Below are 14,713 nucleotides of genomic sequence, written 5' to 3'. Positions count from 1 at the left end.
CGCAATGAGCGAGACAAAGAATCCAGATGTAGTCGTTTTGGCTGCCGGCTTTGGCCGGCGCATGCTGCCATTGACCGAGACCACGCCTAAACCCTTGCTGGAAGCCGGGCGGCGTCCGTTGATCGATCATGTCATCTCAAATTGCATGGCCGAGGGCTGCAACCGCTTCGCCGTCAACGCCCACTACCATGCCGATCAGATTGCAGCGCATGTTGCTGAACTCCAGCGCCGCTTTCCGCTCGCCGAATTCCAGCTTTCCGAAGAGCCTGACCAACCACTCGACACGGGCGGTGGCGTCAAAAAGGCGCTCGCGCTGCTCGACAGCGATCCGGTGCTGATTGCCAATGCCGACGCTTTCTGGCCCACGGGCGACGACAAGCCGCTTGCGCGTTTGCAACAGCAATTCTCAAAAGAGAGCGATATTGTCTTGCTCTGCGCCCATCCGGCCCGTGCGCTCGGCTTTCGCCGCAGTCACGACTTTTGTCTGGCTCCCGACAAAAAGATCACCAATGATCGCGGCATGCCCGTCATCTACACCGGTGTGGCGCTGATCCGGCGCAGCCTGTTCGCCGACACGCCTGATGGGCCGTTCTCTCTGGTTGATCTGTTCTATAAAGCTGGTGATCTGGGTCGTCTGCACGGTGTTCTGCTTAATGCCCCCTGGTTGCATGCAGGCGATCCTGAAGCCCTGGACGAAATCGACACCATGTTGCGGGACCGGCACAAATGAGCCGGCAGAACCTGTTCTCCATTGCCCCGCATGCCCCATTTCTCAAAACACTTGTGGAACGGGTGTGCGATGGTACACTGCTGGGCGGATGGGACGCCTCAACCCCGTTCGGCTTGAGCGATGTGACCATCATCCTGCCCACCCGCCGCGCCCGGCTGGTGTTGGCGGAAGCCTTTGCCGAACGTCTGGGGGGAGCAGCGCTTCTGCCCGATATTCGCACCTTTGGCGGTGCGCCCGAGGAAGAAGAACCCTTTCTCCCACCCTTCGAAGCCCCGCCGATCCCCAAAGCAATCACGTCCCTGCGCCGCAAGCTCACCCTCGCGCAACTGGTCGAGGCCTGGGTAAAAAAGCAGGGTGAAATTCCCGGCCTCTCCGGCTTTTCAACGCCGCCCAGCGCCGGTGAAATTCTCGACCTCGCCGATTCGCTCGCCGAGCTGATCGATGATTGCCATATCGAAAATGTCAGTCCCGCTGATCTGCGTCACATCGCGCCCGAAAACCTGGCCGCCAACTGGCAGGCGACACTGGAATTCCTGCAATTGGCGCTTGAGGTCTGGCCCGCCATTCGCGAGGATCTCGGCGGCATTGACAGCGCTTCAAGACGGAATATCGAACTGGCCCGTCAGGCGGGTGCCGCGCCGGTGATTTTCGGCGACCGCCCGGTAATTGCCGCCGGGTCCACTGGCTCGGTGCCGGCCACAGCCGAACTGCTCAAGGCCATATCCCGCCTTGAGCGCGGTGTGCTGGTTCTGCCCGGTCTGGACACAACCCTTGAGGGAGAAGCCTTTGCCGCGCTGATCGATCCCGCGCGCGCCCCCCACGGTCACCCGCAATATGGTCTGGCACAGCTTTTAAAGCGTCTCGGCACCAGCCCGCAATATGTTGAGGAACTGGCATCCCAGCCTGCCGCGCGCACCACGCTTGTGCGCCAGTCTCTGGCTCTGGCCGATTTCACCAAAGACTGGGCAGCCCAGCGTGCGGCATTGGCCTCGGCATTGCCCGCAGCGCTCGAAGGCATATCGATTGCAATCGCCCGGACTGATGAGGAACAGGCCCGCGCCATTGCGCTGGCGGCGCATGATGCATTGGCCCGGCATCAAGCGGTCGGCATTATTTCGCCTGACCGCAATCTGGCGCGCCGCATCGCTGCCGAACTGGGACGTTTTGAAATCGAAGTCGATGACAGCGCCGGCACGCCACTGTTTCACAGCCGCATTGGCCGTCTTGCCCGGCAGGCCCTGGCGCTGACGGCCAATCAGTTCGCGCCTGTCGATCTTATGGCCTTGCTGCGCAACAAGCGCACAGGCCTTGGGTTGAAACGTGCCGAACTGGTCACGGTTGCCGATATGCTGGAAGCAGCGTTGTTGCGCGGCCAGCGTCCCGCGCCCGGCATTGCCGGATTACGTGCCCGGCTTGAAGCCAATCTTGCCAGGCAAATCGATCACGTGCCGCTCGAACTCACCGCCGCTGATGGCTTGCGCGTGACAGCGCTGCTTGAGGCTCTTGAGCGGGCGTTTCAGCCGCTATGCAATCTCTTCGAAGCCGGGTTTTTCAGCGTGGCCGATTTCTCGCAGGCGCTCGGCGACAGCATGAAAGCGATCACCGCTCTTGCCGACGACAGCAATGGCGAACTCTGGCCTGAACAACGCCAGTTTGGCGACTGGCTCGATGCGCTGAAAGCGGAGACCGGCCGCGGGCCGCGCCTTTCCGCCCATGGCATTGAGCTCGCCCTTGAGGGGTTGATGGCAAGTGCCAGCGTCCGCGCGCCCCGCGCGGCGCGGCCGGACATCGCTATTTGGGGCCAACTCGAGGCCCGTTTGCAAAACCCTGATCTGATTATTCTGGCGGGCCTGAGCGAGGGGGTCTGGCCGGAACCGGCCGATCCCGGGCCATGGCTCAGCCGCGCCATGCGTATTGCCGCCGGGCTGGAGCCACCCGAACGGCGTCAGGGCCAGGCGGCGCTGGATTTCGAGATGGCGCTCGGCAATGCCAATGTGCTGATCACCCGCGCCGAGCGTGTCGGCACCTCGCCGGCCGTCGCCTCGCGCCTGTTGCAGCGCTTCGAAGCGTTTATAGGTTTAGATGCGGCTGGCGCACTGGCGGCAAAAGGACAAGTCTGGGTTGAGCGGGCGCGCGACCTCGACTTTACCGGCGAGCCAAAGCCATCGTCCCGTCCGGCCCCAGCGCCCCCCGCCGCCACCCGCCCGAGGAGCCTGTCGATCACAGAGATCGAAACCCTGGTGCGCTCCCCTTACGATCTCTATGCGAAATATGTCCTCAAGCTGCGCCAGCTCGATCCGCTTGGCGACGATCCGGACGCCCGTGAACGCGGCACCCTGATCCATGCGATCTTCGGCGATTTTGTCGAACGCGGCCATGATGTCGCCGCGCCGGATGCCCTCGATATCCTGATGGCGCTGGCCGATGAACATCTGGCAGCGCTGGAATCCCTGCCTGAGCGACGCACCCTCTGGCGCGAGCGTTTCCGCCCCGCTGCCGAAGGTTTCTTGAGCTTTGAGCGCGACCGGGCCCCAGCCGTCGCCCGCCGCCATGCCGAATTGAAGGGCGAGTGGCAATTCCAGGTTGCCGGCGAGATTTTTACCCTGCGCGGCCGGGCCGACCGGATTGACCAATTGGCCGATGGCAGTCTCGAGATTATCGATTTCAAGACCGGAGCCGTGCCCGATGCCGGTGCGATGCGCGATTTCACCGCCCCGCAATTGCTGCTTGAAGCGGCAATGGCCGGGGAGGGCGCGTTCGAGGGCGTCAGTCCGGCCAATGCCAGCGCCCTCACGTATATAAAGATCGGCGCAGGGCCGGAGGCATTCGTGCCGCGCGGTTTTGTCACCGCCAAAGAGCGCGATATCGGTTCGGCCACCGACGAAGTGGTGCGGCGGTTGGCCTTGCAGGTTGAAGCTTACCTGCTCAGCGACACGCATCCGATGGCCGCGCGGATTTTCCCCAATCCCAAACAGCGCCATACCGGTGCTTACGATCATCTGGCCCGCACAGGCGAATGGACGCTGGCCGACGGGGAGGAGGGCGAATGAACGAACGCGCCGCCCGCCCCACACCCGATATTGTCGCCAGCCAGCGCCGCGCCGGTGATCCCTCGGCCTCCGCCTGGGTTGAGGCCAATGCCGGCTCGGGCAAAACCCATGTGCTGACCGAGCGGGTATTGCGCTTGCTGCTCTCAGGCGTTGCGCCCGAGAACCTGCTCTGCCTGACCTATACCAAGGCCGCTGCCGCCGAAATGCGCCGCCGTGTGTCGCTGCGTCTCGGCGAATGGGCGGTGATGGAAGAGCCAGAACTGGTCAAGGCTCTCGTCGCCATCGATGAACGGCAGCCCGATGCGGATATGCTGCTGCGGGCCCGCACCCTTTTCGGTCACGCACTCGAAACCCCAGGTGGCTTGAAGATCAACACCATCCACGCCTTTTGTGAAAGCGTCTTGCATCGCTTCCCGCTTGAAGCGCAGGTGCCGTTTGGCTTTGCCGTCATTGAAGAAGGTGAGCAGGCTGAACTGATCCGTGCCGCCCGCGATAAGGTTATGGCCGAAGGGCTCGAGGGACGCGGCCCGGCAGCCCCGGCCGTTGCCACCCTTTTCAACCTGATGAGTGACAGCCAGATCGAAAGTGCCGTGGCCAATGCCATTGGTGCCGGTAGTGACCTGACCCCGATCCTTGCTGACCGGGCAGCGGCCAAGCAGCATTTGCGCCATCTTGTCGGGCACCGGCAGGGCGAAACCATGGAGACCATCCGCGCCGAGATCGTCAGCGGGGCCATTCTGCCGCCTGCCCATTACCCGGACGTATTTGCCGTCTGTCAGCCGGACCCGGCGAAATCCCGTTTCGAAGACAAGCTGGCCCGTATCGATAGCCGCAATCCCGATCCGGACCTGATCCTTAAAGCCTTTCTCACCGCCGATGGGCTGGTGCCGAAGGGCAGTTTCCCGAAAAAGGATTTCATGCAGGCCGCAGGCGGCATTGGCGAGCGCATTCGCGCCGAAGCAGAGCGGCTGGCCGGGCTGGTCGACCGGATGAGAGCCGCGCGCCTGGTTGCGCGTTCGGAAGCGCTGATTGATGTGCTCGGCAGTATTTTCGATCGCTACAAGGCGCAAAAACGCGCCCGTGCCCTGCTCGATTTTAATGACCTGATCGAGCGCATGGGCACGCTGCTCAATGACAGCGGCGCCCGCGACTGGGTACGCTACAAGCTCGACGCCAATATCACCCATATTCTGGTCGATGAAAGCCAGGATACCAATCCCGAGCAATGGGCCGTGGTCCGTGCTCTCTCCGACGAATTTTTTCATGGTGCCGGAGCCGTGCAATATCCGCGCACCCTGTTCGCCGTGGGCGACAAGAAACAGTCGATCTACTCCTTTCAGGGCGCAGATCCCAGATTGTTCAGTGAGACCGGCCGGGAGCTGGGCGCGCGCGCCCGTGGCGTCGATCTGGTCTGGAATGACGTCCGTCTCAAGGCCAGCTTCCGTACCTTGCCCGGTGTGCTCGATGCCGTCGACAAGGTCTGTGCGACACCCGAAATAGCCGCCGCCCTCTTGGCTGAGGGCCCGCTCGATGGTCATGAGAGCGCCCGCACCGACAAGGGCGGCACGGTGACCCTCTGGCCGCCGGTACGGCAGGAAAATATCGATTTGCCAACTGACCGCTGGCCGGTCGACAAGGATTTTCTCGAGCTGCGCAATGCCGCCCGCATCGTTGCCGAGCGCATTGCCTCGGCAATCACCGAATGGACCAGCACCGCCCGCCCGCTCGCCCAGCGTAAGCGCGCCGTCAGCCCCGATGATGTCCTCATTCTGGTGCAGTCGCGCGGCGCATTGTTTCAGGAAATCATCCGCGCTCTTAAACGCGCACAAATCCCCAGTCCGGGATCCGACCGGCTCCCGGTTTCAAACCATATCGCCGTGCTCGACCTTCTGGCACTGGCCGATATCCTGTTGAACCCGGCCGACGATCTCAACCTTGCCGCGGTGCTGCGGTCCCCCCTGTTCAATATTTCGGAGGATGACCTTTATGTCCTTGCTGCGGGGCGTCCGAAAAAAATCAGCCTTTGGCGCGCCTTGCTCAATGCTGACTTCCCTGAAGCGCGGGATGCCGCCGAACGGTTGCAGCGCTGGCGCGGACGGCTCGATTTCGAACGGCCTTTCGAGTTTTTTGCCGAAGTGCTCTACGCCGATCAGGGCCTCAAGCGCTTCCACGCCCGACTGGGCGAGGAAGTGGACGATGTGCTGGCCGAGTTTCTCGATCTGGCTTTGGCTCATGAGCGGGCGCCGCAGCCCTCCCTGCAGGGCTTTCTCGCGGCCATGCGCAAAAGCGATATCTCCATCAAGCGTGAACTGGCTGAAAAAGGCAGTGGCGTCCGGGTGATGACCGTCCATGGCGCCAAGGGGCTTGAAGCGCCGATTGTCATTCTCGCCGATGCGGCCACCGGCCCCAATGTGCAAAAGCTCGGCAAGCCGGTCTATCTTGTCCCCGACGCCCCCGGCCCGCTCTTGATCCATGCGTCGTCGAAGAAAGACCATGTCGCCGAAACCCTGACCTTCAGGGATGCCGATGAAGCCAATCAGCGCGCCGAATACTGGCGCAAACTCTATGTTGGCATGACCCGTGCGGAAGATGAACTCTATGTCACCGGCATGTTGACCAAAGAGGGCAAGCTTGAGGGCACATGGTATGATGCCATGGCGGCAGCCCTGGCGCCCGAAAGCGCGCCCTGTCCGACCCCATTAAGCGACGAACCCGGCCTGATCTTCCCGGCAAATTGCCCCGCACCCGCGCCCGTTGTCGAGAAGGCGACCCCGGCCGTCAGTGCCCGCACGGCCTATCAGGTTCCGCTATTGCCGCTGCCAGTTGTGCCCGAAATCATCCACCCCTCCACCGCCGACGATAGCGATGAGGCGATTTTCGGGACGGCTGCCGAGGCGGTTGTCGACGCAGAACGGGCCCGCAAACAGGGCATTGCGCTTCACGCCCTGTTGCAGCACCTCAGTAGGCTGGATCCGGCCATGCGCGAACAGGTCGCTGCGCGCGCGCTCGACGTGCTTCTGCCCGAATATCCGCAACATCACATCGCCCTGACGCAAAAGGCCCTGTCGATTCTCGACAATCCGCAAAATACGCAACTATTCGGCCCGCAAAGCCGTGCCGAAGTGCCGTTTTTGGCAGCGGCCGAAAAAGCGGGGGCACCCAAACGCATTGCCGGGCGCATTGATCGTCTCGTAGTCACCGATACCCATGTTCTTGCAGTTGACTTCAAGTCGGATGCGGTCCCGGCTGAGCGACCTGAAGACATTGCCCCCGGCTACATCACCCAATTGGGGCTCTATACGCTGGTTGGGAAAAAACTTTTCGCGCCGCGTAGAATCGATGCAGCTATTTTCTGGACGGCAACGGAAACCCTGATGCCAATACCCGCCAATCTGCTCGAAGACGCAACCGCAAGCTTCACCCTTGTGTGACAGACTTGAACTAAGGCCCGACTCTACCTAGCTTGAGTGCAACAGATTATTTCATCGAAAGGCAGAAACGCCATGACCACACAGGTCACAGACGCAGATTTTCAGCAAGAAGTGCTCAATTCCAGCGAGCCGGTTCTGGTCGACTTTTGGGCCGAATGGTGCGGGCCATGTAAGGCTATCGCGCCGGTACTGGAGGAATTGTCGGGCGAATTGGCTGGCAAGGTCAAGATCGTCAAACTCAACGTTGATGAGAACCCCAATATCACCGCCCAATATGGTGTGCGCTCCATCCCGACCATGATCCTGTTCAAGGATGGTGAAGCTGCGGACATGAAGGTTGGTGCCGGTACCCCCAAGGCAGGCCTCAGCAAATGGCTGGAAGGTCACGCGGCCTGATAGCTCAGAGCGGCAATTGAAATTTTAAAGGCCCCAACGCACAAGCTTTGGGGCCTTTATGCATCTGCAACATTAAGGCCTTGAAATACCGACCCGTCATTGCGAGCGCCAAAGGCGCGCGGCAATCCAGAGCGACGAACACCGGAACTTGTGGCTCTGGATCGCCACGGCGCTGTGCCCCTGGCGACGACGAAGGGCTTCCATCAAAATCTGAACGGCTCTAATGCACAGGTGTCTTGTTCTGCGCCAGCACATGCCCGGCCAGATAAAGCCCACCGCAAATCACCACGCGCGCATCCGCAATTTTCGCAGCTTCCGCCAAAGCGCTTTTGACCGAGCGCATAGGGCGCGCATCAAGCCCTTGCGCTTTGGCAAGGTCAGCCAGTTGCCGCGCGGTCCAGGAGGCGCGTTCACCCGGAATACGCACCGTCAACACGCTGTGCGGCATGTCGCCGAAATGGCTGAGAAAACCCTTGGCGTCCTTGTTGGCAAATGTACCCATGATCAGCACCAGCGGCTTGGCGCTTTGGCGCTGCATCTGCCGCATGGCTTCCGCCACCACCCCGCCCCCGGCGGCATTGTGTCCGCCATCAAGCCAGAGTTCATGGCCTTCGGGCAATAAGTCCCGCAAGGCGCCGGCTTTCAGCGGCATCATGCGTGCGGGCCAATAAACCGCGCCCAGCCCCTCGGCAATCTGCGCGGGCGTGACCGGCAGCTTGAAATGCCGCATAGCGGCAATGGCCAGCGCCGCATTGTCAAACTGGAATGGCCCTAAAAGCTTCGGCTTTGGCAGGTCGAGCAACCCATCCTCGTCGTGGTAGACCAGCCGCCCGTTCTGCTGGTAACCGTCAAAATCCTGACCTGCATGATAGGGCGTTACGCCCAGCTTTTGCGCCTCTTCGTCAATAGCGGCGCGGCCTTCTTCGGCTTGTCGGGCAACAACCGCCGATGCCCCACGCTTGAGAATACCGGCCTTCTCACGCGCAATGCCCGCAAGGCTGTCGCCGAGAAATTCCACGTGATCAATTGAGACCGGGGTGATCACCGTGCCGAGCGGATGATCAATGACATTGGTCGCGTCAAACCGCCCGCCCAATCCCACTTCCAGCAGCAGGTAATCGGCAGGCACTTGTGCATAGAGATAGATGGCCGCAGCGGTCGTTATTTCAAAATAGGTGATGGGCTTGCCCGCATTGACCCGCTCACAATGCTCCAGCGCCGCATTGAGCTGCTTGTTGCTGACCAGCGTTCCCGCAAGCCTTATCCGTTCACGGAAATGCACCAGATGGGGTGAGTTATAAACATGTACCCGCTGGCCCGCCGCCTCCAGAAAGGCGCGCATATAAGCAATGGTCGAGCCCTTGCCATTGGTGCCGGCCACATGGATTACCGGTGGCAGCTTTTGTTCGGGATGCCCCAGATCGGCCAAGAGGCGCTTTATGCGCACAAGGCTTAGATCGATCAGCTTGTTCGGGTGCAGCGACAAGAGCCGCTGCAGGATTGCGTCGGTGCGGCTCAATTCGCTTGCGTCCTGCTTTTACTCGGCGTGCGCGGCCTCTGGCGCGGTGACCAGATCATCATCACCTTCCGCCGCAACAACCACATCGCGTAAGGACACATTATTGTTGGCCACCACGATATCGGTGCCGGCAGGTGCGGGTGCCTTCATGAACATGCCAATCAGCGAGCCGATGGTCGGCCGCAGGTTATGCCGGTGCACAACCATATCCACCATGCCATGCTCCAAAAGATATTCGGAACGCTGGAAGCCCTTGGGCAGTTTTTCGCGAATGGTCTGCTCGATCACGCGTGCCCCGGCAAAGCCGATCTGCGCGCCCGGCTCGGCAATATGCACATCACCCAGCATCGCATAGGAGGCGGTGACGCCCCCGGTCGTGGGATTGGTCAAAACAACGATATAGGGCAGGCCCGCCTCACGCAGGCGCTGCACGCCAATCGTTGTGCGTGGCAACTGCATCAGGGAGAGAATGCCTTCCTGCATCCGTGCGCCACCAGAGGCGGCAAACATCACGAAGGGTGTCTTGTCGCGCACAGCCGCTTCAAGCCCGGCCACAATGGCCGAACCGGCAGCCATGCCGAGCGATCCGCCCATGAAATCAAAATCCTGCACCGCAACCGTAACCTTGTTGCCAAGCAGGGTGCCGCTCGCTGCAATAACCGAATCCTCATTGCCGGTACGCGTCCGGTATTCCTTGAGCCGGTCGGTATAACGCTTGGTATCGCGGAACTTGAGCGGATCCTGCGCAACATGCGGCAGTTCAAGTTCGCTATAGGCACCTTCGTCGAAGAAATTCGCCAGCCGGTCCCGCGCCTTGATCTTCATGTGATAGCCGGAATTGGGCACGACCCACTGATTGGCCTCGAGATCGCGGTAAAATACCATCTCGCCGGATTCCGGGCATTTCACCCACATATTCTCCTGCACTTCCCTTTTGTTAAGGAAAGAACGGATTTTCGGACGGACGACGTTGTTGATCCAGTTCATGAGCCGCTAAAGCCTACCTGTTGAACCTGTGTTACCCGCGCCCGGGGGCACGGTATGCTGGGTTCTATATAGTCATTAAAGTGAATTATATCAGCTTCTGGCGCGTTTGACACCATCTGCGAGCGATCTGACCAGCGCATGCACCGCTTCCACGGTTCCAGCGGTGGCCTTGTCATTCTCAAGCGTTTCCGCGATCGCATTGATCAATGCGGTGCCCACCACAACGCCATCCGCATCCCGGCCAATTTCGGCAGCATCTTCAGCGGTCTTGATACCAAAACCCACGGCTACCGGCAGGTCGGTATGCGATTTGATCCGCTTGACGGCATCGCCTACCGCGGCGCGGCTTTTGATCGCACCGCCCGTAATGCCGTTCATCGACACATAATAGACAAAGCCGGAACTGTTCTTCAAAACGGTCGGCAAACGTTTGTCATCGGTGGTTGGTGTCGTCAGGCGAATGAAGTTCAACCCGGCGGCCAAGGCGGGCAGGCAGAGTTCATCATCTTCTTCGGCGGGCAGGTCGACAATGATCAACCCGTCAACGCCGGCGCTCTTGGCTGCGCTCACAAAGGCCTCGGGGCCAAAGATATAGATGGGATTGTAATAGCCCATCAAAATGATCGGGGTTTTGTCGTCCTTGGCCCGGAAGGCTTTGACCATTTCAAGGGTGTTATTCAGCGTCTGGCCGGCAGCGAGGGCGCGATGGCCTGCCATCTGGATCGCCGGGCCATCGGCCATCGGGTCGGAGAACGGCATGCCCAGTTCGATCAGGTCGGCACCTGCTGCCGGCAGCCCGTCCAGAATGGCCTGGCCGGTCGCTAGGTCCGGGTCTCCGGCCGTGACAAAGGTCACCAGTGCCGGCCGGCCCAAAGCGGCGCATTCAGCAAAGCGCGCATCGATACGGGTTGTACTCATGTCGGCAAAAATCCTTTGAGAGCAGGCCGGTTATCTTCGGCGAGGATGTAGGGGGAGGGGAGCGCCGCTGTCAACATCAGGCGGCTAGAGATCCAGACCCAGATGCCGCCCTACCGATTCCACATCCTTGTCGCCGCGCCCCGAAAGACACAGCACGATGGTTTCGTCCTTGCCCATTTTCGGTGCCAGCTTCATCACCTGTGCCAGCCCGTGGGCGCTCTCCAGCGCCGGAATAATCCCCTCAAGCCTTGTGCAGGCCTGAAACGCTTCCAAAGCTTCATTGTCGGTAATGGGCACATAGTTCACCCGCCCGCTATCGCGCAGAAACGAATGTTCAGGTCCGACGCCGGGATAATCAAGGCCGGCCGAAATCGAATGGCCTTCCAGAATCTGCCCGTCATTGTCCTGCAGCAGATAGGTACGGTTGCCATGCAAAACGCCGGGGCGTCCGCCGGTCATCGAGGCGGCGTGTCCATTCTCGGTGTCAATCCCGTGCCCGCCCGCTTCCGCGCCATAGATTTTGACATCCGGGTCATCAAGGAAGGGGTGGAATGTGCCGATTGCATTGGAGCCACCGCCGATGCAAGCCACCAGCGCATCCGGCAGGCGGCCTGTCTGTTTGACGATCTGCTCACGCAATTCCGTGCCGATCACCGCCTGGAAATCCCGCACCATTTCCGGATAGGGGTGGGGCCCGGCAGCGGTGCCGATCAGATAATAGGTATTGTCGACATTGGTAACCCAGTCACGCAGGGCCTCGTTCATTGCGTCTTTCAGCGTGCCCGCGCCCGCTGTCACCGCGCGTACTTCAGCGCCGAGCATTTTCATGCGCAGCACATTCGGCATCTGCCGTTCCACATCGGTCGCGCCCATAAAGACAGTACAGGGCAAGCCAAAGCGCGCGCAAACCGTTGCAGCGGCGACGCCATGCTGGCCCGCACCCGTCTCTGCAATAATCCGTGTCTTGCCCATGCGCTTAGCCAAAAGGATTTGCCCAAGGCAATTATTGATCTTGTGGCTGCCGGTATGGTTGAGGTCTTCGCGTTTGAAATAAATCTGCGCGCCGCCCAGTTCCGCGCTCATCTGCTCGGCATGATAAAGCGGCGAGGGCCGACCCACATAATGGGTGTGCAAATCCTCGATCTCGGCGGCATAAGCGGGGTCGTTCTTGGCGTCGCGATAGGCTTTTTCCAGATCCAGAATAAGCGGCATCAGCGTTTCGGCGACGAAACGTCCGCCGAAAATCCCGAACTTGCCGTGCTCGTCCGGTCCGTTACGCAATGAATTGGCTCCGGTCATAGTCACGTCGGCTTATCCTTCTGGTTCAAACTTTGGCTGCTGCCGTTCTTACGTTGGCGATGAAGCTTTGGATCTTTCCCGCATCCTTTTCGCCCTTGGCGTGCTCGACACCGGACGAAACGTCAATCCCGAAGGGCTTCACCTTGGTCACGGCATCCGCCACATTTTCCGGCGTCAGGCCTCCCGAAAGCATAAATGGCAATGACGGGTCAAGCGAGTTTAAAAGCGCCCAGTCAAATGTAATCCCAAGCCCGCCTGGCCGTGAGGCATTCATTGGCGGCTTGGCATCAAGCAGAATCCGGTCGGCAACACTTTCATATTGCGCAACGGTCGCCACATCTTCCGCCGCGCCAATCGGCAGCGCCTTGATCACCGGCACACCGCCTTCGGCACGGATGGATTCCACCCGGCCGACATTTTCCGTACCGTGCAATTGCAGCCATTCCGGGTCAAACATGGCAATTTCCGCGATCAGCGAATTGTCCGGGTTAACCGTCAACACCGCTGTCTCTACCCGGCCGCGGGCTTCCGATATCAGCACACCGATCTCGTCTATTGAGATATGGCGCGGGCTTTTGGGAAAATGCACAAAACCGACAATGTCGGCACCAGCATCAATGGCGACATTCAACATGTCGCTGGTCTTGATGCCACAGATCTTAATGATGGGATTGTAAGGCATGGACTTGGGTCCGTAGGTCCTATTCGTCTTCCAGTAAATCATCTGGGCCGAGCAGCGCCCGGTCCGTTGCATTCTGTCGCGGTGCCCGGCGGGCTTCGGCCAGTTCGCGGGTCAGTCGGTCATTCTCGCGCTTGAAGCGGCGGCGCTCGCGCCGCACACGCCCCTGCGCCAGCCAGGCGGCAAACCCGCCCAGCAGCACACCAAGGATCAGCATGCCATAAATAACAATGAAAAGAGGGGTGTTCACATCCGCAATCAGCGGGCTGCCCGGTGAAACCGGGTCAAACCGCACCGGCACGGCATGACGGTTGGCCAGTGCGAAAACGATCAGAATCGCACACAAGGGCACAAGAACAAACCAGCCCACAATGCGTTTGATCATATATCAGGTGCCCCAGGGTTCTGGATGGCGAGCTACTTGTTCAGTCGCTCGCGAATTTCCTTGCCCGCCTTGAACTGCGGTACATATTTCTCACCAACGCTAACCTGCTCGCCGGTGCGCGGGTTGCGGCCGATACGGGCCGGGCGGTTCTTGACCGAAAAAGCACCAAAGCCGCGCAATTCCACCCGGTCGCCGCGCGCCATCGCATCCCCAACCCCATCAAGGATGGCATTGACGATATTCTCGAGGTCACGCTGAAACAGATGCGGATTTTCTTCCGCGAGTTTTTGGATCAATTCCGACTTAATCATCGTTGCCCCCGACCGTTCTGCTTGGCATCTGAATTTCGACAGGCTTTCATTTGGATGGCGCAACCTGCCAAAGCGAAACCAGCCCGTCAAGCGTCATGCCGTTCTCGGGCCCCAAACCCACCATCGCACGAATTTGAGAGCCAAAATAGTGTGTTATGCGTTCAAATTCGGTCAGCGCCGGTGGAAATTGCGTCACAATGGCAAGATCAGGGGCGATGTCTTTTTCGCTTTCCAGCCAGGCAATGGCCTCCGCTTCGCCGCCAATCGCGTCAATCAAGCCGTTTTCAAGCCCCATTCGTCCTGTCACGATACGGCCGTCAGCCAGCGCCAGTGCGGCCGGGCGGGGCATGTCGCGTCGTTCCGCAACAATGTCCACAAACCATTCAAAACTGTCATCCACCAGGGCTTGCAGGCTTTCGCGCACTTCCCCAACCAGCGGATCGCTGATGTCCGGCTCCGCTTTCAAAGGGCCGGTTTGCACCTTGTCCATTGAAATGCCGATCGTATCCAGCAATTTGCCCGCATTCACGTGCTGCATCAAAACGCCGATTGATCCCACAATGGAGAGGCGGCGCGCAAAAATCCGGTCCGTGCTGATCGCCGTCATATAGGCGGCAGACGCCCCCAGCTCCTCAATGACGGCCACAACCGGCTTTTCCTCACGCAACCTGCTGATCGCCTCATAAAGCTCTTCGCCGCCCGCTGTGGTGCCGCCGGGGCTGTTGATGCTGATAATAACCGCTTTGACCTTCTCGCTCTTAGCCAGCTTGTTGAGCACATGCAATCGCGCTGCATCGGTCGTAATAGCGCCCTCGATCCGCACCCGGGCAATCTGTGCTGTGTCGCCGTCATAAGCGCTGAGCGCAAACCGGCCGACCAGCGCCAAAACGGCAATCGCCAGCGCCACAAAGGCGATAATGCGCCAGCGCGACCGTGACCGCCGCAACTGGGTCGTCGCCGGTATTACGTGTACGGGATCCTCGGAAAGTGACATGCTGACATCCGCGA

General features: G+C 60.3%; 12 protein-coding genes. 4 read left to right on the top strand and 8 right to left on the bottom strand.

Annotated elements, in window-relative coordinates; all coding sequences use genetic code 11:
* Window positions 1–4 precede the first annotated feature (4 nt).
* The 4 genes from L1P08_RS09965 (at window position 5) to trxA (ending at window position 7,607) form a co-directional block, all read left to right on the top strand.
* Window positions 5–730, top strand: coding sequence for a nucleotidyltransferase family protein (locus L1P08_RS09965; protein WP_303616868.1), 726 nt, complete (start codon window positions 5–7; stop codon window positions 728–730).
* On the top strand, window positions 727–3,780 hold the full coding sequence (gene addB / locus L1P08_RS09960; RefSeq protein WP_303616867.1) for a double-strand break repair protein AddB: 3,054 nt from the start codon (window positions 727–729) through the stop codon (window positions 3,778–3,780). The genes L1P08_RS09965 and addB overlap by 4 nt, the downstream gene beginning before the upstream one ends.
* The gene (addA, locus tag L1P08_RS09955) at window positions 3,777–7,211 is read left to right on the top strand and encodes a double-strand break repair helicase AddA (RefSeq protein ID WP_303616866.1); all 3,435 of its coding nucleotides are present in this window, start codon (window positions 3,777–3,779) and stop codon (window positions 7,209–7,211) included. Before addB ends, addA begins: the two co-directional genes overlap by 4 nt.
* 72 nt (window positions 7,212–7,283) lie before the next feature.
* The gene (gene trxA / locus L1P08_RS09950) at window positions 7,284–7,607 is read left to right on the top strand and encodes a thioredoxin (RefSeq protein ID WP_303616865.1); all 324 of its coding nucleotides are present in this window, start codon (window positions 7,284–7,286) and stop codon (window positions 7,605–7,607) included.
* A 220-nt stretch (window positions 7,608–7,827) separates the two neighbouring features.
* Here trxA and L1P08_RS09945 read toward each other — a convergent pair whose 3' ends face one another.
* The 8 genes from L1P08_RS09945 to sppA all read right to left on the bottom strand — a co-directional run bounded on the left by L1P08_RS09945 (window position 7,828) and on the right by sppA (window position 14,699).
* Window positions 7,828–9,126, bottom strand: coding sequence for a bifunctional folylpolyglutamate synthase/dihydrofolate synthase (locus L1P08_RS09945; RefSeq protein WP_303616864.1), 1,299 nt, complete (start codon window positions 9,124–9,126; stop codon window positions 7,828–7,830).
* Between the two features lie 18 nt (window positions 9,127–9,144).
* The gene (gene accD, locus L1P08_RS09940) at window positions 9,145–10,113 is read right to left on the bottom strand and encodes an acetyl-CoA carboxylase, carboxyltransferase subunit beta (protein ID WP_303616863.1); all 969 of its coding nucleotides are present in this window, start codon (window positions 10,111–10,113) and stop codon (window positions 9,145–9,147) included.
* Window positions 10,114–10,203: 90 nt separating this feature from the next.
* Complete coding sequence (gene trpA / locus L1P08_RS09935) at window positions 10,204–11,031, bottom strand: tryptophan synthase subunit alpha (RefSeq protein WP_303616862.1); 828 nt, start codon at window positions 11,029–11,031, stop codon at window positions 10,204–10,206.
* 84 nt (window positions 11,032–11,115) lie between these two features.
* Window positions 11,116–12,330: a tryptophan synthase subunit beta gene (trpB, locus tag L1P08_RS09930; RefSeq protein ID WP_303619539.1), complete on the bottom strand. Its 1,215-nt coding sequence runs from the start codon at window positions 12,328–12,330 to the stop codon at window positions 11,116–11,118.
* Window positions 12,331–12,355: 25 nt separating this feature from the next.
* Window positions 12,356–13,012 carry a phosphoribosylanthranilate isomerase gene (locus L1P08_RS09925; RefSeq protein ID WP_303616861.1) on the bottom strand — a complete coding sequence of 219 codons (657 nt, stop codon included), beginning with the start codon at window positions 13,010–13,012 and terminating at the stop codon, window positions 12,356–12,358.
* A 19-nt stretch (window positions 13,013–13,031) separates the two neighbouring features.
* Entirely contained in the window at window positions 13,032–13,394 is a 363-nt protein-coding gene (locus L1P08_RS09920; RefSeq protein WP_303616860.1) for a lipopolysaccharide assembly protein LapA domain-containing protein, read from the bottom strand.
* 32 nt (window positions 13,395–13,426) lie between these two features.
* Window positions 13,427–13,705, bottom strand: coding sequence for an integration host factor subunit beta (locus L1P08_RS09915; RefSeq protein WP_303616859.1), 279 nt, complete (start codon window positions 13,703–13,705; stop codon window positions 13,427–13,429).
* Window positions 13,706–13,751: 46 nt separating this feature from the next.
* Window positions 13,752–14,699, bottom strand: coding sequence for a signal peptide peptidase SppA (sppA, locus tag L1P08_RS09910; RefSeq protein WP_303616858.1), 948 nt, complete (start codon window positions 14,697–14,699; stop codon window positions 13,752–13,754).
* Window positions 14,700–14,713: the final 14 nt, after the last annotated feature.

Origin of the sequence: Mariluticola halotolerans (genome assembly GCF_021611515.1) — a bacterium.
GTDB lineage: Bacteria > Pseudomonadota > Alphaproteobacteria > Rhizobiales > Devosiaceae > Mariluticola > Mariluticola halotolerans.
Note: the sequence above shows the minus strand (reverse complement) of the source record. Positions and strands in the feature narration are given on the sequence as shown.